At 69.1% G+C, this 24,599-nt stretch carries 29 protein-coding genes and 2 tRNA genes; 16 read left to right on the forward strand and 15 right to left on the reverse strand.

Annotated elements, in window-relative coordinates; all coding sequences use genetic code 11:
- Positions 1–106: 106 nt before the first annotated feature.
- Positions 107–343 (forward strand): glutaredoxin family protein, encoded by a 237-nt coding sequence (locus tag ABT130_RS20785; RefSeq protein WP_350957450.1) that lies wholly within the window; start codon positions 107–109, stop codon positions 341–343.
- 31 nt (positions 344–374) lie between these two features.
- On the opposite strand, the gene ABT130_RS20790 is transcribed toward ABT130_RS20785, so the two are convergent.
- The 8 genes from ABT130_RS20790 to ABT130_RS20825 form a co-directional block, all read right to left on the reverse strand.
- The gene (locus tag ABT130_RS20790) at positions 375–944 is read right to left on the reverse strand and encodes a TMEM165/GDT1 family protein (protein WP_350957453.1); all 570 of its coding nucleotides are present in this window, start codon (positions 942–944) and stop codon (positions 375–377) included.
- A gap of 330 nt (positions 945–1,274) precedes the next feature.
- Positions 1,275–2,312 (reverse strand): UDP-N-acetylmuramate dehydrogenase, encoded by a 1,038-nt coding sequence (locus tag ABT130_RS20795; protein ID WP_350957455.1) that lies wholly within the window; start codon positions 2,310–2,312, stop codon positions 1,275–1,277.
- 36 nt (positions 2,313–2,348) lie between these two features.
- Entirely contained in the window at positions 2,349–3,626 is a 1,278-nt protein-coding gene (locus ABT130_RS20800; RefSeq protein WP_350957457.1) for a hypothetical protein, read from the reverse strand.
- A gap of 72 nt (positions 3,627–3,698) precedes the next feature.
- Positions 3,699–4,127 carry a MaoC family dehydratase gene (locus ABT130_RS20805; RefSeq protein ID WP_350957459.1) on the reverse strand — a complete coding sequence of 143 codons (429 nt, stop codon included), beginning with the start codon at positions 4,125–4,127 and terminating at the stop codon, positions 3,699–3,701.
- Position 4,128: 1 nt separating this feature from the next.
- Positions 4,129–4,575: a MaoC family dehydratase N-terminal domain-containing protein gene (locus ABT130_RS20810; RefSeq protein WP_350918025.1), complete on the reverse strand. Its 447-nt coding sequence runs from the start codon at positions 4,573–4,575 to the stop codon at positions 4,129–4,131.
- 251 nt (positions 4,576–4,826) lie between these two features.
- On the reverse strand, positions 4,827–4,991 hold the full coding sequence (gene rpmG / locus ABT130_RS20815) for a 50S ribosomal protein L33 (protein ID WP_350957462.1): 165 nt from the start codon (positions 4,989–4,991) through the stop codon (positions 4,827–4,829).
- Between the two features lie 79 nt (positions 4,992–5,070).
- Positions 5,071–5,144: transfer RNA gene (locus ABT130_RS20820), tRNA-Met, on the reverse strand.
- Positions 5,145–5,345: 201 nt separating this feature from the next.
- Positions 5,346–5,418: transfer RNA gene (locus ABT130_RS20825), tRNA-Thr, on the reverse strand.
- A gap of 312 nt (positions 5,419–5,730) precedes the next feature.
- On the opposite strand from ABT130_RS20825, the gene ABT130_RS20830 reads away from it, so the two are divergent.
- Positions 5,731–6,372: a hemerythrin domain-containing protein gene (locus tag ABT130_RS20830; protein ID WP_350918030.1), complete on the forward strand. Its 642-nt coding sequence runs from the start codon at positions 5,731–5,733 to the stop codon at positions 6,370–6,372.
- A 126-nt stretch (positions 6,373–6,498) separates the two neighbouring features.
- Here the strand turns inward: ABT130_RS20830 and ABT130_RS20835 are convergent, their stop codons facing one another.
- Positions 6,499–9,819 (reverse strand): ATP-binding protein, encoded by a 3,321-nt coding sequence (locus tag ABT130_RS20835; RefSeq protein ID WP_350957465.1) that lies wholly within the window; start codon positions 9,817–9,819, stop codon positions 6,499–6,501.
- A gap of 55 nt (positions 9,820–9,874) precedes the next feature.
- Here ABT130_RS20835 and ABT130_RS20840 point away from each other — a divergent pair, with 55 nt between their 5' ends.
- The 6 genes from ABT130_RS20840 to ABT130_RS20865 all read left to right on the forward strand — a co-directional run bounded on the left by ABT130_RS20840 (position 9,875) and on the right by ABT130_RS20865 (position 13,475).
- On the forward strand, positions 9,875–10,189 hold the full coding sequence (locus ABT130_RS20840; protein WP_343964889.1) for a hypothetical protein: 315 nt from the start codon (positions 9,875–9,877) through the stop codon (positions 10,187–10,189).
- A gap of 259 nt (positions 10,190–10,448) precedes the next feature.
- Positions 10,449–10,697, forward strand: coding sequence for a hypothetical protein (locus ABT130_RS20845; protein WP_350957468.1), 249 nt, complete (start codon positions 10,449–10,451; stop codon positions 10,695–10,697).
- A gap of 228 nt (positions 10,698–10,925) precedes the next feature.
- On the forward strand, positions 10,926–11,324 hold the full coding sequence (locus tag ABT130_RS20850; RefSeq protein WP_350918670.1) for a YciI family protein: 399 nt from the start codon (positions 10,926–10,928) through the stop codon (positions 11,322–11,324).
- Positions 11,325–11,327: 3 nt separating this feature from the next.
- Complete coding sequence (locus ABT130_RS20855; RefSeq protein WP_350957557.1) at positions 11,328–12,587, forward strand: RNA polymerase sigma factor; 1,260 nt, start codon at positions 11,328–11,330, stop codon at positions 12,585–12,587.
- Between the two features lie 145 nt (positions 12,588–12,732).
- Positions 12,733–13,155 carry a YchJ family protein gene (locus tag ABT130_RS20860; RefSeq protein ID WP_350957471.1) on the forward strand — a complete coding sequence of 141 codons (423 nt, stop codon included), beginning with the start codon at positions 12,733–12,735 and terminating at the stop codon, positions 13,153–13,155.
- A 62-nt stretch (positions 13,156–13,217) separates the two neighbouring features.
- Complete coding sequence (locus ABT130_RS20865; RefSeq protein WP_350957473.1) at positions 13,218–13,475, forward strand: hypothetical protein; 258 nt, start codon at positions 13,218–13,220, stop codon at positions 13,473–13,475.
- Positions 13,476–13,626: 151 nt separating this feature from the next.
- Here ABT130_RS20865 and ABT130_RS20870 read toward each other — a convergent pair whose 3' ends face one another.
- A complete protein-coding gene (locus ABT130_RS20870) occupies positions 13,627–14,226 on the reverse strand; it encodes an RDD family protein (protein ID WP_350957476.1) in 600 nt (199 codons plus the stop codon).
- Between the two features lie 149 nt (positions 14,227–14,375).
- Between ABT130_RS20870 and ABT130_RS20875 the strand changes: the two genes are divergently transcribed.
- The 6 genes from ABT130_RS20875 (at position 14,376) to ABT130_RS20900 (ending at position 18,776) form a co-directional block, all read left to right on the forward strand.
- Positions 14,376–14,723, forward strand: coding sequence for a hypothetical protein (locus tag ABT130_RS20875; RefSeq protein WP_350957479.1), 348 nt, complete (start codon positions 14,376–14,378; stop codon positions 14,721–14,723).
- Positions 14,724–14,857: 134 nt separating this feature from the next.
- A complete protein-coding gene (locus ABT130_RS20880) occupies positions 14,858–15,940 on the forward strand; it encodes a DUF6745 domain-containing protein (protein WP_350957481.1) in 1,083 nt (360 codons plus the stop codon).
- A gap of 10 nt (positions 15,941–15,950) precedes the next feature.
- Complete coding sequence (locus ABT130_RS20885; RefSeq protein WP_350957484.1) at positions 15,951–16,388, forward strand: DUF8820 family protein; 438 nt, start codon at positions 15,951–15,953, stop codon at positions 16,386–16,388.
- A gap of 109 nt (positions 16,389–16,497) precedes the next feature.
- On the forward strand, positions 16,498–17,346 hold the full coding sequence (locus ABT130_RS20890) for a hypothetical protein (RefSeq protein ID WP_350957487.1): 849 nt from the start codon (positions 16,498–16,500) through the stop codon (positions 17,344–17,346).
- Positions 17,347–17,463: 117 nt separating this feature from the next.
- Entirely contained in the window at positions 17,464–18,096 is a 633-nt protein-coding gene (locus tag ABT130_RS20895; RefSeq protein ID WP_350957489.1) for a hypothetical protein, read from the forward strand.
- A gap of 56 nt (positions 18,097–18,152) precedes the next feature.
- Complete coding sequence (locus ABT130_RS20900) at positions 18,153–18,776, forward strand: hypothetical protein (RefSeq protein ID WP_350957491.1); 624 nt, start codon at positions 18,153–18,155, stop codon at positions 18,774–18,776.
- Here ABT130_RS20900 and ABT130_RS20905 read toward each other — a convergent pair.
- The 3 genes from ABT130_RS20905 to ABT130_RS20915 all read right to left on the reverse strand — a co-directional run bounded on the left by ABT130_RS20905 (position 18,745) and on the right by ABT130_RS20915 (position 21,416).
- Positions 18,745–19,029, reverse strand: coding sequence for a MoaD/ThiS family protein (locus tag ABT130_RS20905; protein ID WP_350957494.1), 285 nt, complete (start codon positions 19,027–19,029; stop codon positions 18,745–18,747). The two genes, ABT130_RS20900 and ABT130_RS20905, sit on opposite strands and share 32 nt — an antisense overlap.
- An 8-nt stretch (positions 19,030–19,037) precedes the next feature.
- Entirely contained in the window at positions 19,038–20,153 is a 1,116-nt protein-coding gene (locus ABT130_RS20910; RefSeq protein WP_350957496.1) for a WD40/YVTN/BNR-like repeat-containing protein, read from the reverse strand.
- Positions 20,154–20,480: 327 nt separating this feature from the next.
- Positions 20,481–21,416, reverse strand: a complete 936-nt coding sequence (locus ABT130_RS20915) for a LysR family transcriptional regulator (protein ID WP_350957498.1) — start codon at positions 21,414–21,416, stop codon at positions 20,481–20,483.
- A 131-nt stretch (positions 21,417–21,547) separates the two neighbouring features.
- On the opposite strand from ABT130_RS20915, the gene ABT130_RS20920 reads away from it, so the two are divergent.
- Complete coding sequence (locus ABT130_RS20920; protein WP_350957501.1) at positions 21,548–22,804, forward strand: MFS transporter; 1,257 nt, start codon at positions 21,548–21,550, stop codon at positions 22,802–22,804.
- A 103-nt stretch (positions 22,805–22,907) separates the two neighbouring features.
- Positions 22,908–23,495, forward strand: coding sequence for an SMI1/KNR4 family protein (locus ABT130_RS20925; protein WP_350957504.1), 588 nt, complete (start codon positions 22,908–22,910; stop codon positions 23,493–23,495).
- Between the two features lie 90 nt (positions 23,496–23,585).
- Here ABT130_RS20925 and ABT130_RS20930 read toward each other — a convergent pair whose 3' ends face one another.
- Both ABT130_RS20930 and ABT130_RS20935 read right to left on the reverse strand, forming a co-directional pair.
- A complete protein-coding gene (locus ABT130_RS20930) occupies positions 23,586–23,870 on the reverse strand; it encodes a DUF6204 family protein (protein WP_350957506.1) in 285 nt (94 codons plus the stop codon).
- Positions 23,870–24,523, reverse strand: a complete 654-nt coding sequence (locus tag ABT130_RS20935) for a TetR/AcrR family transcriptional regulator (RefSeq protein WP_350957508.1) — start codon at positions 24,521–24,523, stop codon at positions 23,870–23,872. The genes ABT130_RS20930 and ABT130_RS20935 overlap by 1 nt, the downstream gene beginning before the upstream one ends.
- Between the last annotated feature and the right edge of the window lie 76 nt (positions 24,524–24,599).

Raw genomic sequence — 24,599 nt, forward strand, 5'->3', positions numbered from 1 at the left:
CAGCCAGCCCGCTCAGCTGCTGTGTCTACCATTAACATCCACTTGGCGAGTGAGAATATTCACTGGTCGTCGTTCACGTCAAACCCACCTTTCGAATAGGGAATCCATGTCCTCCCTCACCGTCTACAGCGCTCCGTGGTGCGGTCACTGCCACCGGCTGAAGGCCGCGCTCACCCGCGCGGAGATCCCCTTCGTCGAGGTGAACGTTGACCGGACGCCCGGCGCGATCGAGCTCATCACCGACCTCGGCGGCGGCTCCTGGCTGATCCCCACCGTGCTCCTCCCTGACGGATCCGCGCTGGTCAATCCCAGCGTGCGGGAGATCGAAGCCCGGCTGGCCTGACCGGTCGCCGCTCCGTCGGGGAGGAGCACGGTCAGGCCAGCAGGGGTTCGAGCAGCAGGATCACGCCGAAGACGGCGAACGCGGCGGCGGCGCCGTACCTGATGATCTTCTCCGGCAGGTGCTTGCCGAGCATCCGTCCGACCAGGATGGCCAGGGCGTCGGCGGCGACCATGCCGACGGTCGAGCCGATCCAGGTGCCGAACCAGCCGTGCTGGGTGGCGAGGGTGATGGTGGCGAGCATGGTCTTGTCGCCCAGCTCGGCGAGGAAGAAGGCGACGGTCACGGCGATGATCGCCGATCGGGTGGTGCGCTGCGCCTTCTGGGCCTCCTCGTCCGTCAGCTCGTCCCCGCGCAGCGTCCACAGGGCGAAGCCGAGGAAGGCGATTCCGGCGATGATCGTAATCGCCGTGGTGGGGAGAAGGTCACCGGCCAGCCCGCCGAGACCGACACTGACCAGGTGGACCACCGCGGTGGCCAGGGTGATTCCGGCGAGGACCGGCCACGGCTTGAACCGGGTGGCGAAGGTCATGGCCATGAGCTGGCTCTTGTCGCCCAACTCCGCGACGAAGATCACAACAAGACTGATCCAGAACGCTTCCAATGGAGGGTGCCCTTCCCGCGCGTGCGGCCGGGCTGAAGGGGGGCACCCGGGGAGTTTCGGGCACGACTTCGGCCCGGCGGCATCGATGATTGCCTGCCAGGCCGAAGGTCTCGTCCGCCCCGGAGCCGTGAGAGAACGGCCGAATCCGAGGCCCGCGCGACCGGGCGCCCTGGAGCGCCAGTATGTCGATCACGCGATTGGGACTACTCCCCTTCGGGTGTTTCCATCAGACCATAGCAGCCGGGGCAGGATGCTCATTCCCGGGTCCTGCCCCGGCCCCGGAGACCGACGCCTTCGCAGGTCGCCCCGGGCAATCCGGCTCCTCAGAGCTCAGAGGCGAGTGCCGACCATCACGGGCTCGTTGACGAGGGTGACGCCGAATTTCTCGAAGACCCCGTCCCTGACCTCGCGGGCGAGATCGAGAAGCTCCTCGGTCGAGGCCGACATTTCCGGATTTGTCATTGCAAGGGTGTGCTTGGTGGAGATGCGTGCCGGGCCGCGCCGGTATCCCTTCGGGAACCCGGCGTTCTCGATCAACCATGCCGCCGGGACCTTGACCGCCCCGTCCGGCATGTCCCAGCGGGGGAACCCCGGCGCCCGCAGCTCCAGCTCGGCGGCCTGTCCGCCGGTCAGGATCGGGTTGGTGAAGAACGACCCCGCGCTGCGGGTGTCCGGGTCGGCCGCGTCCAGGACCATGCCCTTGCCCGCGCGCAGCTCCAGCACCGCCGCGCGAGCCCGCGCCAGCGGTACCCGATCGCCCAGCGCGACATCCAGCCGGACCGCCAGCTCCCGGTAGGCGATCGGACCGGACAGCGCGTCGCCGGCCAGCTCGTAGGTGACCGCGAGCACGACGTGCCGCCCGAGTTCCTCCTTGAACGCGCTGTGCCGGTAGGCGAACCCGCACTCCCGCGCGGTCAGGTCCCGCACCTCGCCGCTCCGGCGGTCGTAGACCCGGACAGCGATGATCGTCTGGGAGACGTCCTGCCCGTAGGCGCCGACGTTCTGGATCGGTGTGGACCCGACCAACCCGGGGATGCCGGACAGGCACTCCACTCCCGAGCGGCCCTCCGCCCCCATGCGCTCGACCAGTGAGTCCCAGTCCTCGCCCGCCTGCGCGGTGACCCGGTCCCCGTCGATCTCGACGCCCTGGGAGGCGACACGCACGACCAGGCCGTCGAACCCCTCGTCGGAGACGACCAGGTTGCTGCCGCCGCCGAGCACGAGCACCGGCTCGCCCGCCCGGTCGGCCTCGGCCACCAGCTCGACGATCTCCTCGGCCGACCCGGCCTCCACGAACGCCCTGGCCGCTCCGCCCAGCCCAAGCGTCGTGTACGGCGCCAGCCGTACCCCTGCCACCCGCTCCGTCATACGCTTCCCCACACCCGGCAGAAATCCGCGACCAGCCTACGGGGAGCGCAGCAGCCTCAGCACCCGGTCGTAGGTCCGCCGCGACTCCCTGTCGCGATATTCGGGGTCGACGTCGTCCTGACCGCGGTGCCGCTCCTGATGGACCGGAAGGTCCTTGCCCAGGCCGACCAGGATGCCGGGGAGCCCGAGCGAGAACTCCAGGTCGGCGTTGCGGTAGTAACGGGCCTCGGTGGGGAAGCCGCCCGCGGCGAGCACCGTGTCGCGCCTGACCGCGATCAGGTGGCCGAGCAGTGCCCGGACCTCGCCCGGCTCGGCCTCCAGCCACTCCTGACCGTCCTCGCGAGGGTTCACGCCCTTCCAGCCCGCCGCGGTGATGTCGTCGTCCAGCGCCTTGACCAGCGGGGTGATGGCGTCGCCTTCCAGGATCATCGAGGTGTCCATGACGACGTGCACGTCAGAGGTGTCGAGACGGAGTAGCTTGTCACGGCTCTCCCCCCACCCGGCGGAGCCGCCCCTCCAGTGCGGGAGCTCGGCCACATGCCACGCCTCCACCCGATGGGGGAACTCCCGCACCAGCTCCTGCAGGACGGCTCCGGCTCCGTCCAGGTTCCCCAGGTCGAGGGCGAGGATCCTGGCCTCCGTACGGGCGACCAGGGCGCGTACGCACTCGCGCAGCTCTTCTGGCCGGCCGTCGACCAGCAGCGCGACGGTCACCGTCGAGTGCGCGGCCCTCGGCTCCTCGACCTCGGCGGGGGCGACGATGGTCTCGTCGAGCCGGGAGACCGACAGGCTGGCGTCCCAGAGCAACTGGGAGGAGACCATCCACTCGGGATGACCGTGGAGATCGTCCGACCGGCCGACCAGCTCGGAGCCCTCGGGCCTCGGCCGGGGTGCCGCCTCGGTCTCGGCGACCCGCTCCGCGTCCAGAGCACCGAGCCGCCCGGGGTGACGCCCCGGATCCGCGGTCTCGGCGACCTGTCCAGCATCGGCGGATCCGTCCCGCCTGCGGGCTGCGTCTTCGGTGCCGGTGTCCGCGGAGGTACCCGGCCGCGCACCGGAACCGTCCCGCCCGGCCGCTGGGGAACCCTCGCGCCTCCCGGCAGCCGAGGCGTTCTCGGGCAGGGAACGGAGCGTGGGCCACGCCTCGAAGGGGGGTACGGGGATGAGCTCGAAGCCGACCGCGGTGTCCTGGACGAGCCAGCCCTCGGCTCTGATCTCGTCGCGGAGCGCGTCGGCCATGGCATGGTCGTGCTCGGCTCGCGCCCTGGCCCATCGCTCGGCCAGGTTGGTCACCTCAGGTGGTACTTCGCTCATGCTGGGGACGCTACCCACGGACCGGGAGAAGATTCGGCCCCGGCCCGCGAGCATGCCCTCGCCCGGCGACCGCTACGACAGCTGGACCACCGCGCGGGCCTTGGACAGGACCCGGGAGTCGTTGGACTTGGCGGTCAGGGCGACCACCACGCGCTTGTCCTCGAGCTTCTCCTCGATGATCCCGCTCACCGTGATGACGGCGCCCTGGTCGTCATCCGGGACGACGACCATGGAGGAGAAGCGCACCCCGTAGTCGACGACCGCGCCCGGGTCGCCCGCCCAATCGGTGACGAACCGTCCGCCCTGGGCCATGGTGAACATGCCGTGGGCGATGACGTCCGGCAGCCCGACGGTCTTGGCGAAGCGCTCGTTCCAGTGGATGGGGTTGAAGTCACCGGACGCCCCGGCGTACATCACCAGGCTGGCGCGGCGCACCGGGTAGTCGGCGGGCGGGATCTCCTGACCCGTCTCGACCTCGTCGTACTTGACAGTCGCGGCCATCTCAGCCCGCCCCTCCACGCTCGACGATGGTGTTGTAGGTCGTGCACACGGACTCGCCGTCGACGGTGCTGACCTCGCTCTTGACGGTGATCAGCTCATTGCGGCCGGCGCTGCGGATGTCGGTCACGGTGGAGACGCTGACCAGCTCGTCCCCGGCGTGGATCGGCCGCCGGTACTCGAAACGCTGCTCGCCGTGGACCACCATGGCGAAGTTCAGCCCGAGCTCGGGGTCGGCCAGGATCGACCCCCCGGCCAGGCTGAACACGATGGGAAAGGTCGGCGGGGCGATCACGTCGGGGTGCCCGGCCGCCTGGGCGGCCTCCCTGTCCCGGTAGATCGGGTTGTCGTCGCCGATCGCGGCGGCGAACTCTTTGATCTTCACGCGGCTGACCTCGTACGGCGAGGAGGGCGCGGACGCCCGCCCGACGAAGTCACGGTTCAAGGCCATCGTGCTCCTTTGCGGATACCGGTGGGTCAGGCCGACAGTAACAGAACAAGATTCCAGGGTGTGCCCTCGGGGCCACCAGGAAACCGTAGCCCGAAGCCACTACGGCCCCACCTGTCCGCCGCGGTCAACAGCCGAGCGGAAAAGCTGTGCGGATACGACAAACCGGCGCCCGCCTGAGGACGCCGGTTTTCGTGGAGTATGTGCGTGCCCATCAGACACTCATCTCCCACCGGAGCGGGAGGCTTCGCGGACTAGCGGGTCTCGCGGTGCGCCTGGTGCGCCTTGCAGTTCGGGCAGTACTTCTTCAGCTCAAGCCGATCCGGGTCGTTGCGCCGGTTCTTCCGCGTGATGTAGTTGCGGTGCTTGCACTCCTGGCAGGCCAGCGTGATCTTCGGCCTAACGTCGGTGGCAGCCACTTGGGAGTGCCTTTCTACGTTCGGGACAGTGGACAACCCACGGCAGAGCCCCTCTGTGGGAGGGGACCCCGGTGGGTAGTAGCGGAGGCCGGACTTGAACCGGCGACACAACGATTATGAGCCGTTTGCTCTGCCTGACTGAGCTACTCCGCCTTGAGGCCGATGAAATCGACCGACCTCGCAAGGATACCCGACCCGCTGAGTGCCTACGTACTTGTGCAGGTCAGGGCGATCTCTTCTGGGTTACCCCAGTATGCCCGTTCGCGCGTCGGGAACCTTGAGTGTTTTCTGGCTGACCTAAAGGTCAACCAAGCCGAAAGCCCCAACCCGAAGGTCAGGGCTTTTAGGCTGTTGAGCCCCTTTACGGAATCGAACCGTAGACCTTCTCCTTACCATGGAGACGCTCTGCCGACTGAGCTAAAGGGGCCTGTCCGTGTCGCTCTCGCTTGCGGACAGGTGTAACCATACACGGCTCCGGAGCGGGATGCGAAATCAATCGAGGACCGTCCGGATCACCACACGCCCTCCCCCGAGGATCCCCGCGAACCGCCGCCGGCGCCCCGGATCCGGCCTCCGCCCGGGAGCCCCCGGCGGCCACCCCGACGGGCACCGAGCGGCGGAAAGGGCGCCTCCCCACGCCGAGGGGACTCGTCCTACCAAGTAGCCGCCAAGTAGCTCATAAGAGGGCTGCCGCACCGTGGTCGGGTAAGCGACCGCACCGCTCAAGGAGCCCTCCGAAATGACCCCGGAACTACTGGGATTCCAGATCACCCACCGCGCCATGCGCGCTGACGCCCGCCGCCTCGCCGACCTCGCGACCCAGCTGACCGAGGGACGGCAGGTAGCCGATCCGGCCCGCGCCCGCGCCATCGCCGAATTCATCACGACCATGAACCACGGCATCCACCATCACCACACGATGGAGGACGAGGTGCTCTGGCCCGTCCTCGAACGGTCCGCCGGAGTCGAGGTGGACCTGCGCGACCTCAGTGACGACCACGCCGACCTCGACCCGCTGCTGACCGAGATCAACGGCCAGGCCGCCGCGTTCGCCTCGACCGGCGACGCCTCCGCACTCGCCAAGTCCCTCACCCGGCTGGCCGACATGCTCGACGAGCACATCACCGAAGAGGAGCGGCTGCTCTTCCCGATCATCAAGAAGTACGTGTCCGTCGCCGACTGGGAGACGGTCGAGACGGCGGTACGCAAGGGCGGGAACATCAAGATCGATCTGCCGAGGATCGAGCAGTACGCCAGGCCCGACGAGCTGGCCCGGCTGCGCAAGCTCGCCGGTCCCATGCTGACGTTGATGCTCTCCCTGTTCCGGCGCGGCCACCGGCGCCGTCAGCGACTCGTCTTCGGCCCTCTCGCCGGCCTCTGATCCGGGCCGCACTACATGCCGTCCCGGAGCGCCTGCCCGCGCGGCATGAGCCGGATCATGCCCGCAGATCCGTGTGTGATCCGGCGGCCGGGCCCGGTGTGCCCGCTTCCGCCCCGAGCGGGCCGTCTACGCCTGGTTCGAGCCTCCCGCCGAACTCTGGCCCCCACTCCCCGCGAGTGCCTCCGCCGCCCTACGCGCCCAGTGCGGCGAGCCGACCCGCTCGGCGACCCGCACCGCCTGCTTGTAGTGGGTACTCGCGTCGTGTCCGAGGAAGGCCGCCAGGTTGCCCAGGATCAGGGCGACCGGCCCCAGCGTGATCGACCCGGAGTGCATCCCGGCCAGCTCGCCGTCCCAGGGCAGCAGCGTCCGGTAGCAGCCTTCGGCCACCGCCCGGTCGCCCAGCGCGATCGCGCTCTCCCCGCGCAGTCCCTGCCAGAGGAGCCAGTAGTAGTCCCGGTTGGGCTCCTGGTCGGGCCTCCAGTAGGCGCGTGCCTCGTCCACCCTGCCCTCGGCGACCAGCGCCCGGACGACGATGTCCGCCAGCCCCTCGGGAACGAAGGAGTACAGCGTCAGCAGCTCCGCCATGTCCTGCGGCACGCCACCCGCCAGCCGGGCCACGAACCGGCCGATGGCGCCGATGATGTGGGCGACGGCCCCGCCCGCGGCCATCATCCGCTCGCCGATCGCCAGGTAGGACCGTTCCGCGCCCTCGAAGTCGCCCTTGACCAGCATGACCAGTGTGTCGATCATGGACAACACGTTCAGCGCCAGTCCGAGCTGGCCGGTGGTGGAGTGCTCCAGGGCGCGGTCCGCGTGCCGCCTGGCCGCGGCCAGGTCGCAGCGGCCCAGGCTGACCATGGACAGGGCGTGGTGCCCCTGCATGGCGTACCCGGGCAGCCCGTCGCGGTCGCCCAGCCTGACCAGCTCCCGGCCCAGCACCTCCAGCTCGTCACGGCGGTCCGGGATCAGCAGCACGAAGTAGCGGGCGTTCAGGGCCAGGCGGACGAGGTCGCTGCGGCCCAGCCGCCGGGCGATCACGACCGCCTCGGCGCTGTAGGCCAGACAGCGCTCGTCGTCGTGCCCCTCCAGCTCGAAGACGAGCGTGGCCAGCAGCCGACAGCGGGTCTCGTCGTCGGCGCCGTCCAGCGCCTGCACCAGCTCGTCGACGAGCGGCTGGTCCACCTGCCTGTTGGGCTGGATCGACCAGGTCACCGGGGCGTCGTAGGCGGTCAGCGCCCGGTTCAGGCCGTCGCCCAGCCGCCGCGCGAGGGCGATGGCCCGCTCCCGGTTCTCCCTGGCGGCCAGCACGTTGCCCTCGTGCGCCTGGACCTGCACCAGCGAGCAGAGCAGGTCGAGCCGGAGCGCGTCGTCCTCGGCGAGGTCCAGCGCCCCCCGGTAGAACGTCCCGGCCTCCCGGTAGGAGTGCATGCCGCGCGCCTGCTCGGCCGCCGCCCTGGCGTAGGAGACCGCCCGCCCCGCCGAGGCCGCGGTGGCCGCGGCGAGCGCGTGGTGACCCAGCGCGGTGACCTCTCCCGGCCGGACCCGTTCCAGTGCGCCGACGACCCTGCCGTGCAGGCGCATGCGGCGCAGTCCCGGCGTGTCCTCGTACAGCGTCTCCCTGACCAGCACGTGGGCGAAGCGCACCCGGCCCGGCGCGGGCTCGGTCAGCAGCCCGGTCAGCACGCCCGCCTCCAGCCCTTCGAGCACGGTGTCCTCATCGGAGCCGTCCAGGGCGAGTAGCACGTCGACGTCGATGTCCCGCCCGATGATGGCCGCGTCCCGCAGGGTTCTCTGCGCCACCGCGGGCAGCCTGGCGATCCTGCGCCTGATCAGGTCGCGCACGCCCGGCGGCAGCGCGCGGGCGGCCGAGGTGCCGTCCGTGGTGATCAGCCGCGCGGTCTCGCAGACGAACAGCGGGTTGCCGCCGGTGCGCTCGGCCACGGTCCGCGCGGTCACCGCGTCCACCTCCCGGCCCGAACGCTCACGCAGCAGCAGCGCCACGTCCTCGTCACCGAGCCCGTGCAGGTCGAGCCGGTGGGTGTCGCGCCCGGCCAGGGCCGCCCAGGTCGCCCCCAGGTGGTCGACGGCCTCGGTGGGCCGGTAGGTCGCGACGATCATGATGTCGGCCTCGGCGGCGCCCGTGGCGAGGTGGCGCAGGAGCTGGAGCGTCTCGCTGTCGGCCCGGTGCACGTCCTCCATGACCACCAGCAGCCGGGTGCCCTGCCCGACGATCTGGGACAGGTAGTCACCCACCGCCCGGGCCAGTAGGAACGGGCCCGCCGGCGGGGCGTCGTCGTCCAGCAGCGGCGCCAGCCGGGCGGCCAGGTCGTCCCGGGGCGGCCGGTCCGCGGCCAGGGCGCGCAGCACCTCGCTCCACGCCCAGGCGGGCGGCGCCCCGCCCTCGGTCTCCGGGCACTGCCCGGTCGCGGTCAGCCAGCCACGTGCCGCCTGCCGCCTGGCGAAGGCCGCGGCCAGCGCGCTCTTGCCCGCCCCGGGGTCTCCGCCCAGCCAGACCGTGCGCAGCCTGCCCCGGTCGGCGACCGCCTGCAGCGTCGCCATCTCCTCGGTACGGCCCACGAGGTCGGGTACGGGGGCGGTGGCCAGGTCCGGCGCGTCCAGGTCTCGCTCAGACCTGTCCTGCTCCGGCTCCCCCACGGCGACCCCATCGGCACCGGAGGCGGGCGTGGCCGGGCGGTTCAGTGAGTCGGCGTGGGCGAGGATGTCGCCCTCCAGCGCGCGCAGCGCGGGACCGGGGTCCACCCCCAGCTCGTCGGCGAGGGTCTCACGGGCCTTCCTGATCGTGGCCAGGGCATCGGCCTGCCGACCGGCCCGGTAGTAGGCCAGGGCGAGCAGCCGGACGGCGTTCTCCCTGAGCGGATGGGCTCGGACGTGCTGCTCAAGCTCGATCTCGGCGTTGCGGCCGAGCACCAGCAGCGCCTCCGCCCGGTGCTCCACGGCGACCAGCCGCAACTCGTCCAGCCGTACGGCCTCGGGCTCCGCCCATTCGTCGTCGGCGAACTCCGCGTAGGCGGGCCCCTGCCAGAGCGCGAGTGCCCGGTCCACCGCCTCCAGTGCCCGCGCCCCGTCTCCCGCGGCGAGCGCGGCCCCGGCGGCGTCGACCAGGCGGGGGAACAGCCAGGCGTCCACCCGTTCGGGCTCCAGCCGAAGGCGGTAACCGGGTGCGGCACTGACCAGCACCGTGGCGGGCGTGCGCGGCAGCCGTCCGGGTTCGAGCACCCGCCGCAGGTTGGACACGTAGACCTGGAGGGCGGCCAGCGCCTTGGGCGGGGGTTGCCCGCGCCACAGGTCATCGATGAAACGATCGGTGGAGACCACGTGCCCACCCGCCGCGACGAGCCTGGCCACCACGGCCCGCTGCCGGGAGGTACCGAGGTCGACCGGATGGCCGTTGATCTCCGCCTGAAGCGGACCAAGAACTCGCAACATAGCAAAAGGCAGGATAAGCGCCCTCGGACTGCGTTTGGCGAACATTAGGAGCAGAATGCTGCAAGACCGTCGCAAGGAAACGATCCGGGCGCTCGACGAGAGCGACCGGCCGCACCTGTACTGGCACGGGGTGGACGGCGACGGCCACGTATGGCTGTTCGAGACCGTCATCGACAGCGGCGGGGAGTACTGGCCCGTGCGCCACGCCGAGCTGGGCTCGGACGGCGTGGCCCGCACGTACTCGTGGAACCATATCGAGGACGAGCACGGCTTCCTGGCCGAGGGCCCGATCTATCCCGGCGACTTCGGCCTGAACTCCTTGACCTCCGAGGAGTTCGAAACCCTGTGGGCCGCGCTCAGCGGGCGATGAGATCTTCCCCTGGAGGGCTCCTCCCGCCGCCCGGGCAGGGCCCTCGGGGTGGCCGGAGCTGTCGGGTGAGCTCAAATCCGGACATTTACCGACTACACGCGAAGCTAACGGCCAAAAAGCGCATACAACATCTCTTTCTATTGATTTTCGAATGTTTTCGATCACTACTCGGTAGTAGTTCCGGCCCCGCCGTAAGTCCGGCACATTGAGATGACAAAGCGGGTTATTTCGCATATGGGCATGGGGGTAGGTTGCTCGCATGAGCGGAACGCCCGGCCTGAGAATGGCAGCCTCGGACATGACCGCGCTGAGCCTGTGGACCGCCGACGCGGTGGTGCTGTTCGACTGGCTCATCAACGTGGACCTTGACCAGATCCCCGTCCAGCACCTGGCACAGAAGCAGGCCCTGATGGACCTCCTCCAGCAGCTCGACCTGAGCGTCCCCGGCTACACCCACGCCGACATCGAGCAGGCACACCGGCTGCTGACCCGCGAGATGGGCCTGTAGTCCCGCCCGCTCCCCACCTCCGGCCACCGCGACGAGCGGGACCGGGACCCCGCCTGCGGCGCTGGACACCCACCCCGTAGCGGCTCGCCGGGGTGTGCCGCGTGAACTCCGGCAGATTTTTCCGCACGGATGTCCGGCAGAATGTCGAGAACGGCTGGGTCTGCTTCTACCTGTGGGTGAGAGCACCGAGAACGGCGCTCGAACGTGAGGAGCGAAGACGTGAAGTACATGATGTTGATGCAGTTCAGCGGGCAGCTGAAAGACGAGGTCCCGCCGATGCACACCTGGCCCGTCGAGGACGTCCGGGCCCACATCGAGTTCATGCACGACACGAACAGGAAGCTCACCGAGGCCGGGGAGTTCGTGGACGCGCAGGGACTGGCGGCCCCGGACCAGGCCAGGATCGTCCGGGCCGGCGAGGGCGGCGCCGCCGTCGTCACGGACGGCCCGTTCCCCGAGACGAAGGAGTTCCTGATCGGCTACTGGATCATCGACTGCGACAGCCCCGAGCGCGCCGTCGATCTCGCCGCGTACGTCTCGGCCGCGCCCGGCCCCGGCGGCAAGCCGCTGAACATGCCGATCGAGGTGCGCGAGGTGATGTCGGCAGCCCCGCCCGAGGAGCTGTGACCGCTGGACAGCCCGGCCATCGACGACCTGCTGCGCCAGCTGGTGCCGCAGGTCGTCGGCGTGCTCACCCGCCGCTTCGGAGACTTCGCCGCCGCCGAGGACGCGGTCCAGGAGGCGCTGCTCGACGCCATCGCCCAGTGGCCGGCGGAGGGCGTACCCGCCAACCCGCGAGGATGGCTCATCCAGGTCGCGTACCGCCGGATGACCGAGCAGGTGCGCAACGAGCAGGCCCGCCGCCGCCGGGAGGAGCTGGTGGCCTCGCAGGCGCCCTCCGAGCCGCGTACCGCCCCGCCGGCGGACGACGCGCGCGCGAGGGACCGGGACGACACGCTGACCACGCTGTTCCTCTGCTGTCACCCCGCACTGACCCCGGCCTCGGCGATCGCCCTCACCTTGCGGTCCGTGGGCGGCCTGACCACCGCCGAGATCGCCAGGGCCTTCCTGGTGCCCGAGGCGACCATGGCGCAGCGGATCAGCCGGGCCAAGCAGCGCATCAAGGCATCCGGCATCCCCTTCGGCATGCCCGCTCCCCAGGAACGGGCGCGGCGACTCGGTTCGGTGCTGCATGTGCTGTACCTCATCTTCAACGAGGGCTACGCCAGCAGCGCCGGTCCCGACCTGCAGCGCGTGGAGCTGTCCCGCGAGGCGATCAGGCTGACCAGGACGGCTCACGACCTGCTCCCCGACGACCGCGAGGTGGCCGGGCTGCTCGCGCTGATGCTGCTCACCGACGCCCGGCGCCCGGCGCGGACCGGCGCGGACGGCACCCCGATCCCGCTGGCGGAGCAGGACCGGAGCCTGTGGGACGGCAAGGCGGTCGCCGAGGGGATCGCGCTCATCACCGACACCCTGGCCAGGGGTGCGGTCGGCCCCTACCAGCTCCAGGCGGCGATAGCCGCGGTCCACGACGAGGCGCCGACGGCCGAGGAGACCGACTGGCCACAGATCCTGGCCCTGTACGGCCTGCTGGAACGCATGTCCGACAACCCGATGGTCTCGCTCAACCGCACCGTCGCCGCCGCCATGGCGCACGGCCCCGCGACCGGCCTGGAGATGCTCGGCGAACTCGAAGACCGCCTGTCGGGACACCACCGCTTCCACACCGCCCGGGCCCACCTGCTGGAGATGGCCGGTGACCTGCGGGCGGCCGTCGACGACTACCGCGCGGCGGCGAGCCGCACGACGAGCGCCCCGGAGCGCGACTACCTCACCACCCGCGCCGCCCGGCTCAGCGCCGCGGACCACCCGGACCGGCGGGCCTGAGCCACGGTGACTCCTCCGCCCCCGAGGGGAGCGGCTTCTCGCCTCCCTCGGCCGAGGTGGACGACGGCCAGGCCCTGACCGTTTCAAACAAGCGATTCACCTGCCGGGTAAGCTCGATAGTCCCCGCACTGAACATGATGGAGCCATGTCCCCGCGCACGCCACGCCCGCGACCGGTCCGCGCCACTCCGGCGACCTGCCCCTGCGGGCTGCCCTCGGCCTACGACGACTGCTGCGGCCGGCTGCACCGCGGGGAGACCAAGGCGAGCACCGCCGAGCAGCTGATGCGCTCCCGCTTCAGCGCGTTCGCCGTTCACGACGAGGCGTACCTGCTCCGCAGCTGGCACCCCACGACCAGGCCGCCCGGCATCGACTTCGACCCCGGGCTGCGCTGGGTGCGCCTGGACATCCTCGGCGGCACCGAGGGCGGCCCGTTCTCCACCGCGGGCACCGTCGAGTTCCGCGCCCACTACACCGAACGCGGCCGTCCGGGCGAACTCCGGGAGAACAGCCGTTTCGTACGCCACGACTACGCCTGGGTCTACCTCGACGGCAACGTCGGTAAATAACCAGACATCATCAAGATCCCGAGTTATCCGAAAAAACCACGGTAAATCCGTATGATCACTTCATGCGATCGGGACACAGCGCGGCATTGGCGATGCTCGGGTACGTGCTGGGCGCCCTCGCCGCGACCGTACTGGGCCAGTGGGCGTACCAGAACCACCAGGAGCTGCTCGGCGAGACCACGATCATGTCCGCCCTGCTGTGCCGGCTGGCGTTTCTCTTCGAGCTTGTCCGCCTCGCTTTCCGAGGAGTGCGCCGCCTCGCCCGCACCTCCGCGCGCGCCCATGCCTCCGCACGACTTTCGCCGACGCCGAAATCATAAGAAACCCGCTCATCCCAACCGGCAAGGAGCTCGGCATCCCGAGGGAGGATTACCGCTTTTCATCCACTTATCTTCAACAAAACGGCAGGGGCTCCACATAGCCCGTTCCCGCGACCTGTGCGCGGATCAGGCCCGTATTCGCCGCGGTGGGCTACATCCACACCAGCGCGGAGACGATTATGAGGACAGCGAGAAGAATGAGGACGACGCCCAGGCCGAACAGGGATCCGGATCCTCCGGACTTTTCCCGGACGGGGCTGCCGAGGTCGACCACGACGGTTTCAGCGATCACGTCATGCAGGCATCGGCGCTTCGAACCGAAGAACGCACACAGCGGATCGACCAGGCTGATCAGCACTCCGAGGTAAGGCACCAATGTCAGGACGGGGTAGACAAGAACCCGCATTCCCGCCTGACGGAAGCCGGGCGTCTCTCCGGTCACGCCGGACACCACCTTCAGACGCCAGAGCCGCTTGCCGAGCGTCTGCCCCCACAGCGCGTGCTGCAGCCAGAAGTAGACCGCGAGAAGGACCGTGACCGAAACGTCGATCGGCCAATAGGGGTTTCCCACATAGGGGTTGAGATAACCAACGAGAGCCGATTCATCGGACACCTCGTAATCAGTGCCAAGCAGCGCGCGGACCGATAATACCACTGCGGCAAAAATCAAACCGTCTATGATCGCGGCCACCAGACGGTGACGTCTCGCGGCGAGAGTCCACGTTGTCGGAGCATGGGGGGTGGTTGTCATGCCGATCAGTGTGTCGCACGACCCACCGGTCCTCAAACGGTGACCTGGACGACCCGCGAAGCACTTTCCGGCATGGCATCATTCTGTAGGTTCAGCAGTTCCTTCGTGCTGGCATATTGTGGCGCCACCAAACCCATGGCCGGTGATCGATGACCACGAACAGGAACCGTCCGATCCGCCGCGCACACGGCCCCGAACAGCGCGGCTGGAAAGCGAGACTAAAGCTCGCGGATATGGGTGGCGGCAGCGTTTCGGACAGCGATACCGAGATCTTTCACATCTTCGGTGCCACCCGTGACTGCGACTGCCGCTGGCGGATCCTCGTGGACTGGAGCAGTCAAGGCAGGAAGGGAACCGCGACCATCGACGACAATGGCCGGCCTTTCCGTACCGTGGGCATCAAAAACCTGCCTGGCTACGAGGTGGCGGACTGGCCGTCCGGCACCTACCGGTGGAAGCGCCGCCCTCCCGCTCCGAACCCCATCCCACTGCGCTGACGACCCGGCCCGCGTACCTGGAAACGTCACGCCTGCCGCGCGGCGTCCGGCTTCGTACGTGGTGGACAGGCACCGCGTCGATCTGTCACCATTCCGGACATGATCGTAAGAAAGGACGACGCCACCCTCATCCGGTGAGCGTTCTCGTGCAGCGGGAAGCTGCCGACATTCGTGAAGAATGGCTGGGCCGGGCGTTGTCGACGCTGCCCGCCGACCGTCCGGCCGCAGAGGCCGCCATCTCCGAGCTGTACCGCCTGATCGGGCTCGCCCCACCACGTTTTCACTGGGTCCCCTCACCGGTCACGGCCTTGACAACCGTCCCGCCGGGCGTGCGTCCACGGCCTTCGGAAACCGTCGACCGCATCTCCGCATGGCCGCTGCCGTCCCGGTTCTCCTCGCTGATGAGACAGCTGTGCACAGCACTCGACGCCCAGGTCGGATGGGGCCGTCAGTCGATGGACCAGCTGATCCGCCAGAAGGTTCGCAGCCCGCTCACCCGATCCACCGACGGTTCACTCCGCATGCCGCTGCTGGCGGCGCACGACTCGCGACACCGCTTTCGGGACACCTGGTACGACACACAGTGCGTCTCCTGGATCGCCCACTACGACGCTCTCCGCCGGGCGGCCGGCGTGCCCTTCACTCCCGAGCAGAACCGGCGGCTCGACCTGTGGGCGGCGGTGGCCCGGTCAGGTGGCTGGTGGTGGCCTCGTGAAGGTGCGTGCGTCATCTCCGAGCGCCCCGTCACCATGCGCACGGAGGTGTGCGGCGACGACGGCGAGGTACGGCTGCACAGCGCGGACGGCCCCGCGGTGCGGTACGCCGACGGGTGGGACGTGCACGCCTGGCACGGGACACGGGTGCCCTCCTGGGTGATCACCGATCCGAGCGTCCAGCGGATCGCGCGGGAGGCCAACGTCGAGGTCAGGCGGTGCGCGATCGAGCGCATCGGCTGGGCGTCCTACATCGACCGGGCCGGGCTGCGGCTGGTCGCCTCCGCACCGGACCCCGGCAATCCCGGTTCGGAACTACGGCTCTACGACATGCGCAGGGAGACCAGGGTGCTCCTCGCGGTCAACGGGTCCGTCGAACGCGACGGACGCCGCCGCCGGTACGGGCTGACCGTGCCGGGTTTCCTCGACGATCCGATCGCCGCCGCCGGCTGGACCTACGGGCTCTCCGCCAAGCAGTACTCCCTTCTTCTCCGCCGAACCTGAGGTGACCTCCATGACCGTGACTCTCGCTTCGCTCTCCCGGCAGACCGGACTCGCCGTGCTCGACCACCTTGAGCGGTCGGCGAGCATCCCCGTCGTCCACGGGCTCCAGGCCCAGGGCGACCTCATCGTCATCCCGCTCCCCGTCATCGCCTCCTCCGTGCGGGTCTGGCCCGACTCCCGCTGGACGGACGTGCCCGCCGAGGGGGTCGAACTGCTCCGCGGCGCGGCCGGGGGCAACCCGCACACCCTCGTCGCCGACCCGGGCACCTGCCGGTGGACGACCCACGTGCTGGACTCCGACCAGCTGGCGATCGGCGTCTTCGAGACCTCGGCCGTCGCCTACCTGCTCCACCCCGAGCACGGCGCCACCGGCTGCCCACCGGGCAGCTACGTCATCCGGCGGCAACGCGAGCACGAGGGACAGCGAGCCCGCCTCGTCGCGGACTGAACAACGCAGGTCGAAGGCACGGCGGCCCAGGCCGGGGAAGGAATGGGGCCGCCGTGCCCGCCCCCTCGCTGCTACGGTGGCTCCTCTTCTCCATGACTCAGGAGCCGTCTTGCGAAAAACGATCTGGTTCCTCTCGTTGATGCTGCTGCTGTCCGCATGCGGTTATAACGGCATGTCGCCGGGAGAGTTCCAGGATCGCGCCCGTGAGGTGGCGGAGCGCTGGCATGGCTCCGAGGAGGACCGCGCATGGCGGACAGGCTTCGTCCCACTGGACGATCTCGATATCCAGCCGCGAGAACGGATTCCTGACTGGGTGCCCCTGAGCGTGCACAACGGCGCGTGGTCCCTTGACGTCGATCTGCCCGCGGACACCCCGCCCAGCAGGCGAATGAGCTGGCCGGACGGCTCCACCCTGACGGTTCCGCTGGTCACGGCGGCGACGGCGTACGCGGAGCGGAGCAAGGCCGCCGACTTCATCGACGAGGAGTGCCCGCCGGACGGCTGCACCCCTCTCCGGGTCACCGGCGCCGAGCTCGGCGAGGTGCCGCTGCGCACCAGCCGAGGGACGATTCTGGTGCCCGCCTGGCACTTCACGGTGAAGGGCGTCAAGGAAAGGTTCAGCCGGGTGGCGGTCCACCCATCGCAGATCAGCCCGCGCCCGGCCCGGAAAGAAGGTGAGTACGAGGAGGTGATGGCCTTCGACCTCACCCCGGCGAAGCCCCGAGACCTGCTTCTCCAGTACGGTCACGGCGCGTGCGACCAGATCCACGGCGCCCGCGCCTACGAGGCCGGAGATCTGGTGGTGGTCGACGTGGACGAGGAAGCCGGCGACGAATTCTGCACCGACCAGCTCCTTTCCGCCCGGATCACCGTCACGCTCGACAAACCCCTGGGCAACCGACTCCTGCTCGACTCCGGAACCGGACTGCCGGTACTGCCCGAAAAGGATGCTCGCTAAAGGAGATTGTGCCCCGGCTGATAGGAAGGGTCGATGACGCCAGGGTCCACCAGATGTCTTCGATAGCGCGCGGAAAATCCCGTTTACCTGGACTCATGCGGCAGGTAACACTGCAGCGTGGACTCCTATGGGCAAACCGATTATGAGCGAGCCGAGCGGATCGTCGACGAGTTGAGTAAGCGCATCTACACAGCGTTGCGCGACGGTGGCCTCGAAGCCGAACCCCTCATCGAGCTCGCCTGCCTGCTGGAGGACTGGGGCGCCTCCCTTCCTGTCACGCGCGAGCTCCTCGAACGCCCCACCGCCGATCTGACGGCGGCTGACCTGCCCCGGCTGGGCAAGGCTCTTCTCGACGAGACCGGCTTCCGGCCGACCTTCGCTTTTGAGCCCAGTCTGCTGGTGCCCCTGGAGCAAGAGCTGAAGATCGTGGAGCGTGACGTTCGCACCACGGGAATCACCGGGACGCTTCGGATGGTCGTCCCTGACTGGGACAGCATGGGTGGGGCCTGGGTGGAGTTCCAGGGCATCTGCCAGGGCAACGCCCTTGGGCCCGAAGCGGGACTCGCACGCATCGCCGACGCCACCCAAGAAGTGATCATGGAGATGATCTGGAGGGCCTGGCCTGTCTGCTCGACGCACGATCGGGGCCTGCGTGCCGAGGTGGAAGATGAGATCGCCGTTTGGCAATGCACGGCCGCCGGAACACATACCGTCGCACCGGTGGGCGAGCTGCCTCCCGAATGCCGTTAGCAGTCTGCTGGTCGACCTGTCTAACATCTCATCCAGTCCCCTAGAAGCTGGGCAACATGAGCAACGTCAACGTTGAGCAGATAGCGCGACTGTTGAGGGAGCGCAACTCTGTCGACGAGAAGATCGCATCGATTACCCAGCGCCCTATGACCTCCGGCCATCTGGGCGAGTGGATCGCGGCGCAGGTCTTCGGAATCGAGTTGGAGCCGTCCGCCGTGACCGCCGCAGTCGACGGCCGGTTCTCGTCTGGTCCATTGCGCGGGCAGACGGTCAATGTGAAGTGGTACCTCAAGCGCGAGGGCCTTCTCGACGTAACCGAGGGGCCGGCCTTGGACTTCTATCTAGTGCTGACGGGACCCGCGTCGAGAGCGTCTTCGTCACGAGGCAGCACTCGCCCCTGGTGTATCGAGTCGGTGTACCTGTTCGATGCCAAACGGTTAATCACCGAACTGCGTACGCGTGGAGTCAGAATCGGAACCGCGTCCAGCGTTCGAGCCCAGCAGTGGGCAGCAGCCGAGATCTACCCGCGTGCCGGCAACCCGGCACTTCCGGTACGCCCAGAACAAGCGGAGTTGCTGCGGCTCTTCGCCCCCTGGAAGCCCAGGTCAGAGATTCGTCCCTGCCTGGGCTTCTCGTCGTCCGTACCGCCTACCCGCCCGCCATGGCTCCCACGACCATGAACGGTTCGGCCCCCGTTGCGACCGGCTCGGGCAACGGGGCATCCGGCGGTTCGTGGGACAGATCCTGTTCGCAGGCGAAGAACCTCACGAATGGTCGACGCCGCTGCGTGACGTGATCACGGATCGTCCCGCGCAACATCGGATAGCGGGCCTCAAGCGCGTCGAGGACCGAGCGCTGCGTGACCTGCCCCTGAACGTCGATCCTCACCTCGCTTTCGGCACGTGCGAGGTTCCGCAGATGCGCCGGGAGCACGACACGGATCATGGGAGCGTCTGGACTTCGACCGACAACACGGCCGGAAGGTCTCGGGCGATGGGCGCCCAGCTGTCGCCGGCGTCGGCCGATGCGTACACCTGTCCACCGGTCGTACCGAAGTACACGCCGCACGAATCCAGCGAGTCGACGGCCATCGCGTCCCGCAGCACGTTGACGTAGCAGTGGCTCTGTGGCAACCCCTTCGTGAGCGGCTCCCATTCGTTTCCGCCCGTCCGGCTGCGGTACACACGGAGCTTTCCTTCGGGCGGGTAATGTTCCGAGTCGCTCTTGATCGGAACGACATAGACGGTGTCCGGCTCGTGCGCGTGGACAGCGATCGGGAATCCGAAGTCGCTGGGCAGGTCGCCGCTGATCTCGTACCACGACTCACCGGCGTCGTCACTGCGCATGACGTCCCAGTGTTTCTGCATGAAGAGCACCTCTGGACGCGACCGGTGCATCGCGATGTGGTGGACGCAGTGACCGACCTCGGCATCCGGGTCAGGAATGCCTTCGGACCGCAGGCCGCGATTCATCGGCTGCCAGCTCTTGCCGGCGTCGTCCGTTCTGAACACACCCGCAGCCGAGATCGCCACGACGATACGCCCGGGATCGTGCGGGTCTGAAATGATCGTGTGCAGACACATCCCACCGGCGCCCGGTTGCCAGGAGGGCCCTGAGCGATGGTCGCGCAGCCCAGGCAGTTCCTGCCAGCTCTGCCCGCCGTCCACCGAGCGGAACAGGGCGGCGTCTTCAACCCCGGCATAAACCGTGTCCGGATCGGTCAGCGAGGGTTCGAGGTGCCAGACTCGTGCGAACTCCCATGGATGCGGCGTGCCGTCGTACCACTGGTGCGTGCCGGGGACACTCGCGTACTGGAACTGGTTACCGACCGGTTCCCACGTGGCACCGCCGTTGTCGGAACGCTGGATCAACTGCCCGAACCAGCCACCGGACTGCGACATGTACAGCCGGGACGGATCAGCGGGAGAACCCGTGAGGTGGTAGATCTCCCAGCCCCCGAAATGAGGGCCACTGATGTCCCACCGCTCGCGCCTGCCGTCCGACGTCAGGATGAACGCGCCTTTGCGCGTGCCAACCAGTACTCGTACACCACTCATCGGCGTTCCTTTCCGACCTTGGTGCCAAGCTGTGTCGGCACTGCGGCCACGCTCCTGATCGGCTGACCGGACTCGGAGTCGACTCCATTCACGACATGCCCGCCACGGTCGTGGCTACGACGCTACGGCAGCCCTCCGACAAAATCGCCGCACGCCGCAGCGACGGACCAGCGGCGCGATGGTAAAGGTTCCCGTGTTCACTGGCCGAACGCGTTTTGCAGCCTTGGCAGCCGGATGCGGCTTGGCATCAGTAGCGGGCGCCCCGCGGTGCGGGTAGGGCGTCGAGGTCGGCCAGGTCCGCCGGGGTGAGGTCGAGGTCGGCGGCGTTCAGCGCCGAATCACCCAGCCCGGCGCCCAGGTCCCGGCGGCGTCGTGGCCGGCCGCTGCGGCGGCGAGGTGGGCGCGGAGGGTGGCCAGCGCCGGGTGGGGGTTGTCGCGGCGCCACAGGAGCGAGTGCGGGTAGACGGGCGTCGGGTCGGTCACCGGGATGCGGCGCAGGCCGTGGTCGGCGGGCCAGACCAGGCGGGTCTGCTCGCCCATGAAAGTGGCCAAGGCCGGGGTGTCGGCGATGGTGTCGAGGAGCGCGTCGGAGCCGAAGTTGGGGCCGGTCGCCTCGATGGTGAGGCCGAACTCGGCGACGAGATCGTCGTAGTAGGCGGCCCACTCGGTTCCAGGGACGATGCCGGGCATCCAGATCCGGTGCCCGGCGAGCTGAGCGACGGTCACCGACCGGGCGCCGGCCAGCGCGTGGGCGGGCCCGGTGAGGAGCTGGAGCACCTCGTCGAGCACCCAGACGGACTCGATGTCCTCGGGAAGGGGCCGGCCGGGCACGGCGACGGCACGGAAGGACGCGTCGATCGCACCGGACCGAATGGCGGCGAGGGCCGTTTCGACATCGAACAGCATCACCACGTCGAGCTCGATCTCGGGGTGCGCGCGGTGGAAGCCGCGCATCAGGCCCGATGCCGCGCTGCGCGAGGCGATCACGTCGACGCGCAGCGGACGGCTGCCGGGGCGCACGGACGCGACCGCGCGCTCGGCGACGCGCAGCAGCTCGCGCGCGTGGGGCAGGAACGCCTGCCCGTCGATGGTGAGCCGGGCCCCGCGCGCGGTGCGGGTGAACAGCCGCACGGCGAGGTCCTTCTCCAGCCCGGCGATGCGCTTGGAGACGGCCTGCTGGGTGATCGACAGATCTGCGGCGGCGTCCTGGAACTGGCCGGTGTCCACGACGGCGACGAACGTGCGCACAGCATCGAGATCCACGTCGACTGACCTTAGTGCACAACTTGCGGTTGTGTGACTTCGGTCGGACGGTTGTTTGACCTGCCTACTGGCTGCGCGTTTTGATCTCTCAAATCAGCGGATGGTTGTTTCCTGGAGATGGCGGGTGCGCGTTGGGAAGGTCGCTGGGGCGGCAGTTCAGGTGGTTCTGGGCCGCGTATGCGGTCAGCACGTTCGGCACACGGTTCGCGTTCGACGCGTTCGCCCTGATCGCGATTCTCGCCCTGGACGCAGGGCCTGCCGAGGTGTCGGTGCTGGCCGCCGCGGGGCTCGCGGTCGGGGCGGTGGTCGCGGTGCCGCTCGGGCCGTGGGTGGAGTTCCGGCGCAAACGGCCGGTGATGATCGCGATGGACCTGATCCGGTTCGCGGCGCTGATGAGCGTTCCCGCCGCCTACGTGCTCGGCCGGCTGAGCTTCGCCCAACTTCTGATCGTGGCGGTCGTTGTCGGCGCGGCCGACATCGCCTTCACCGCTGCGAGCGGAGCATGTCTGAAGGCGCTCGTCCGGTCCGAGGACCTGCTCGTCGCGAACGGGCGGTTCGAGGCCACGGCCTGGACCGCCACCGCGCTCGGGCCGCCGCTCGGTACCGCCGCGATCGGGCTGGTGGGCCCGGTGACGAGCGTGGCGGCCAACGCGGTCAGCTTCCTCCTCTCGGCCGCAGGGGTCCGCGCCATCGGCGGGCGGGAGCCACGTCCCGCGCGAACCGCCGCACCGCCCCGGCCCGGAGCCGGCGACCTGCTGGAGGGATGGCGGTACATCCTCGCCAGCCCGGCGCTGCGCCCGTTGTTCTTCAACACGGTCCTGGTCAGCGGCCTGATCATGGCAGCCTCGCCGTTGCTCGCCGTCCTCATGCTCGGTGACCTCGGGTTCGCCCCCTGGCAGTACGGCCTCGCCTTCGGCGTCCCCTGCGTCGGCGGCCTCATCGGCTCGCGACTGGCCCGCCCGCTCCTCGCCCGGTTCGGACGGCACAAGGTCATGCTCACCGCCGGGACGCTGCGCGCGTGCTGGTCACTCGGATTGGCCTTCGTCAGCCCCGGCCCCGCCGGGCTTGTCCTCGTCATCGCCGTCGAACTCGGGCTGATCACCTGCATGGGCGTGTTCAACCCGGTATTCGCCACCTACCGGCTCGAACAGCTCCCGTCGGACCGGGTCGTCCGCACGCTGTCCGCCTGGTCGATCACCAGTAAAGCCACCGTCGCGGCCATGACCGGACTGTGGGGCCTGCTGGCCGGCCTCACCAGCCCCCGCACCGCGATCGCGATCGCCGGTCTCCTCCTTCTGGCGACCTCACTCCTCCTCCCTCGGCACGACCGCACCCCCCAACACAAGAACGCCGACCGGGCGCCACGGGAAAGGCGAACACTCGCATGAGCACCACCCCCGCACACACATCGGCGGTGTCGCCCGGCCGAGCGGCCTGTCGCTCCTCGGGATGCGTGCGAGTCCGTCGTAGGCGGCTGGCAGGATCCTCGCCATGACAGACATCGATGATCTCCTCCGGCGCGTGTCCGTGAAGGCGAGTGCGACCGAGGAACGACTGCCTCCCACCGCGACGGCGGAAGAGGTGGCACAGGCGGAGAGCATCCTGGGGTTCGAGCTTCCTCCGCTGCTCGCACGGCTCTATCGCGAGGTGGCCAACGGCGGTTTCGGCCCGGACTACCGGCTCTTCCCGCTCCGGGGAGAAGGGCGTACCGCCGTGGGCGTCTATCACGAGGAACGCGCGACATCAGAGCGTGGCGAGAAGGCGCACTGGCCGGTGGATGTCCTGCCGATCCTGGACTGGGGATGCGGCATGTACGCCGCCGTGGACTGCCGGAGCCCCGAGGGCACCGTGCTGCTCTTCGAGCCGAACGGGATCGAGGACGACTGGCACGACGCGTGGTACGTCGACACCGAGAGTCTGGTCGGCTGGCTGGAGGCCTGGGTCGCGGAAACGGGTTGGTACGAGGAGGACGCCGACGAGGACAGTGAGATGCGGCGATGGGAGACGGCTCGGCAGCGGCTGTCAGAGAGCGATGTCATCGGCTACGTGGACATGGCGGGGGTGCGCCTGGATCGGTAGCCCGAAACCGAGGGGATGTTCGGTGGCGGCGGATCACACCTGCCGGGTAAGGCAGGGGCCGACGTGACAAGGGCGGCGCGGTTCAGCGGCTCACTCCCGTCGGCCTTTCCGGCGGATCTTGATATAGCGCATGTCCGTCACCGCGACGTGGAGAACCTGATACGGGTGGCCATGCGCGTCCAACGCCGCCGTCGCCTTCCGGACGGCATCGTTCTCGCCGTCATCCGGGCCCGCGGGCACCTGGCAGCGGAAGGTGAAGGCCGAAAGACTCGAGTCATGGGTGAAGGCTCCCGCCTCGGTGAAGGCGGCGCCACCCGCGGCCAGGACGGCGGCGCGACCGGCGTCGTTCAGCCCGTCGAACTTGCCGCGGATCATCACTCTGAACAAGGTTGTTCCTTTCGTACGGCATAGCTGAGAACGCGTTCGCCGAGCAGGTCCTCGAAGGCGTCCAGGAGGTCCAGCACGGCCTCGGCGATCGCGTCGGGGTCCTCTCCCGCCGTGGTGCGTCTGCCGATCTCGGCGTAGACCAGCGAGTGGAGACAACCGAGTTGCCAGGCCACCATGCGGGGCAGTGGGTCGTCCGGCGCGGTCCCGGTCTCCTCGGCGAGGACGGCGGCGAGGGCGTCGGTCATCTGCTGGGCGAGATCGCCCAGCCGGGCGGTAAGCGTGGGGGCGGCCAGCATCATCTCGAGGACGCGGCCGAACCCGTCGGTCAGCCCCAGCTTGCGGTCGCGCCGCCGCACCTCCTCACGCAGCCCGGTCAGCACCGCCCGCACGGCGGAGTCGCCGGACGGGCGCTGCCGCACGATGTCGGCGATCCGCTGCGGGGAGGCCTGGTCCGGCGGCAGGACGAGGTCCTCCTTGGCCGGGAAGTAGTTGTAGAGGGTGTTCACGGACACCTCCGCCGCGGCGGCGACCTCGGCGATCGTGACGCGCTCGAAGCCCCGCTGCACGAACAGGCCGACGGCCACATCGGAGATGCGCTGCCGCGTCTGCCGCTTCTTCCGTTCCCGCAGCCCTTCAGACATGGCCGGAAGTCTAACTCCACTCCAAATATGAAGTCGACTGCAATTTTGACATGGACTACGTTCTATCTTCGGCCCA

Source organism: Streptosporangium sp. NPDC001681, assembly GCF_040298085.1.
In the GTDB taxonomy this organism is placed as follows: Bacteria; Actinomycetota; Actinomycetes; order Streptosporangiales; family Streptosporangiaceae; genus Streptosporangium.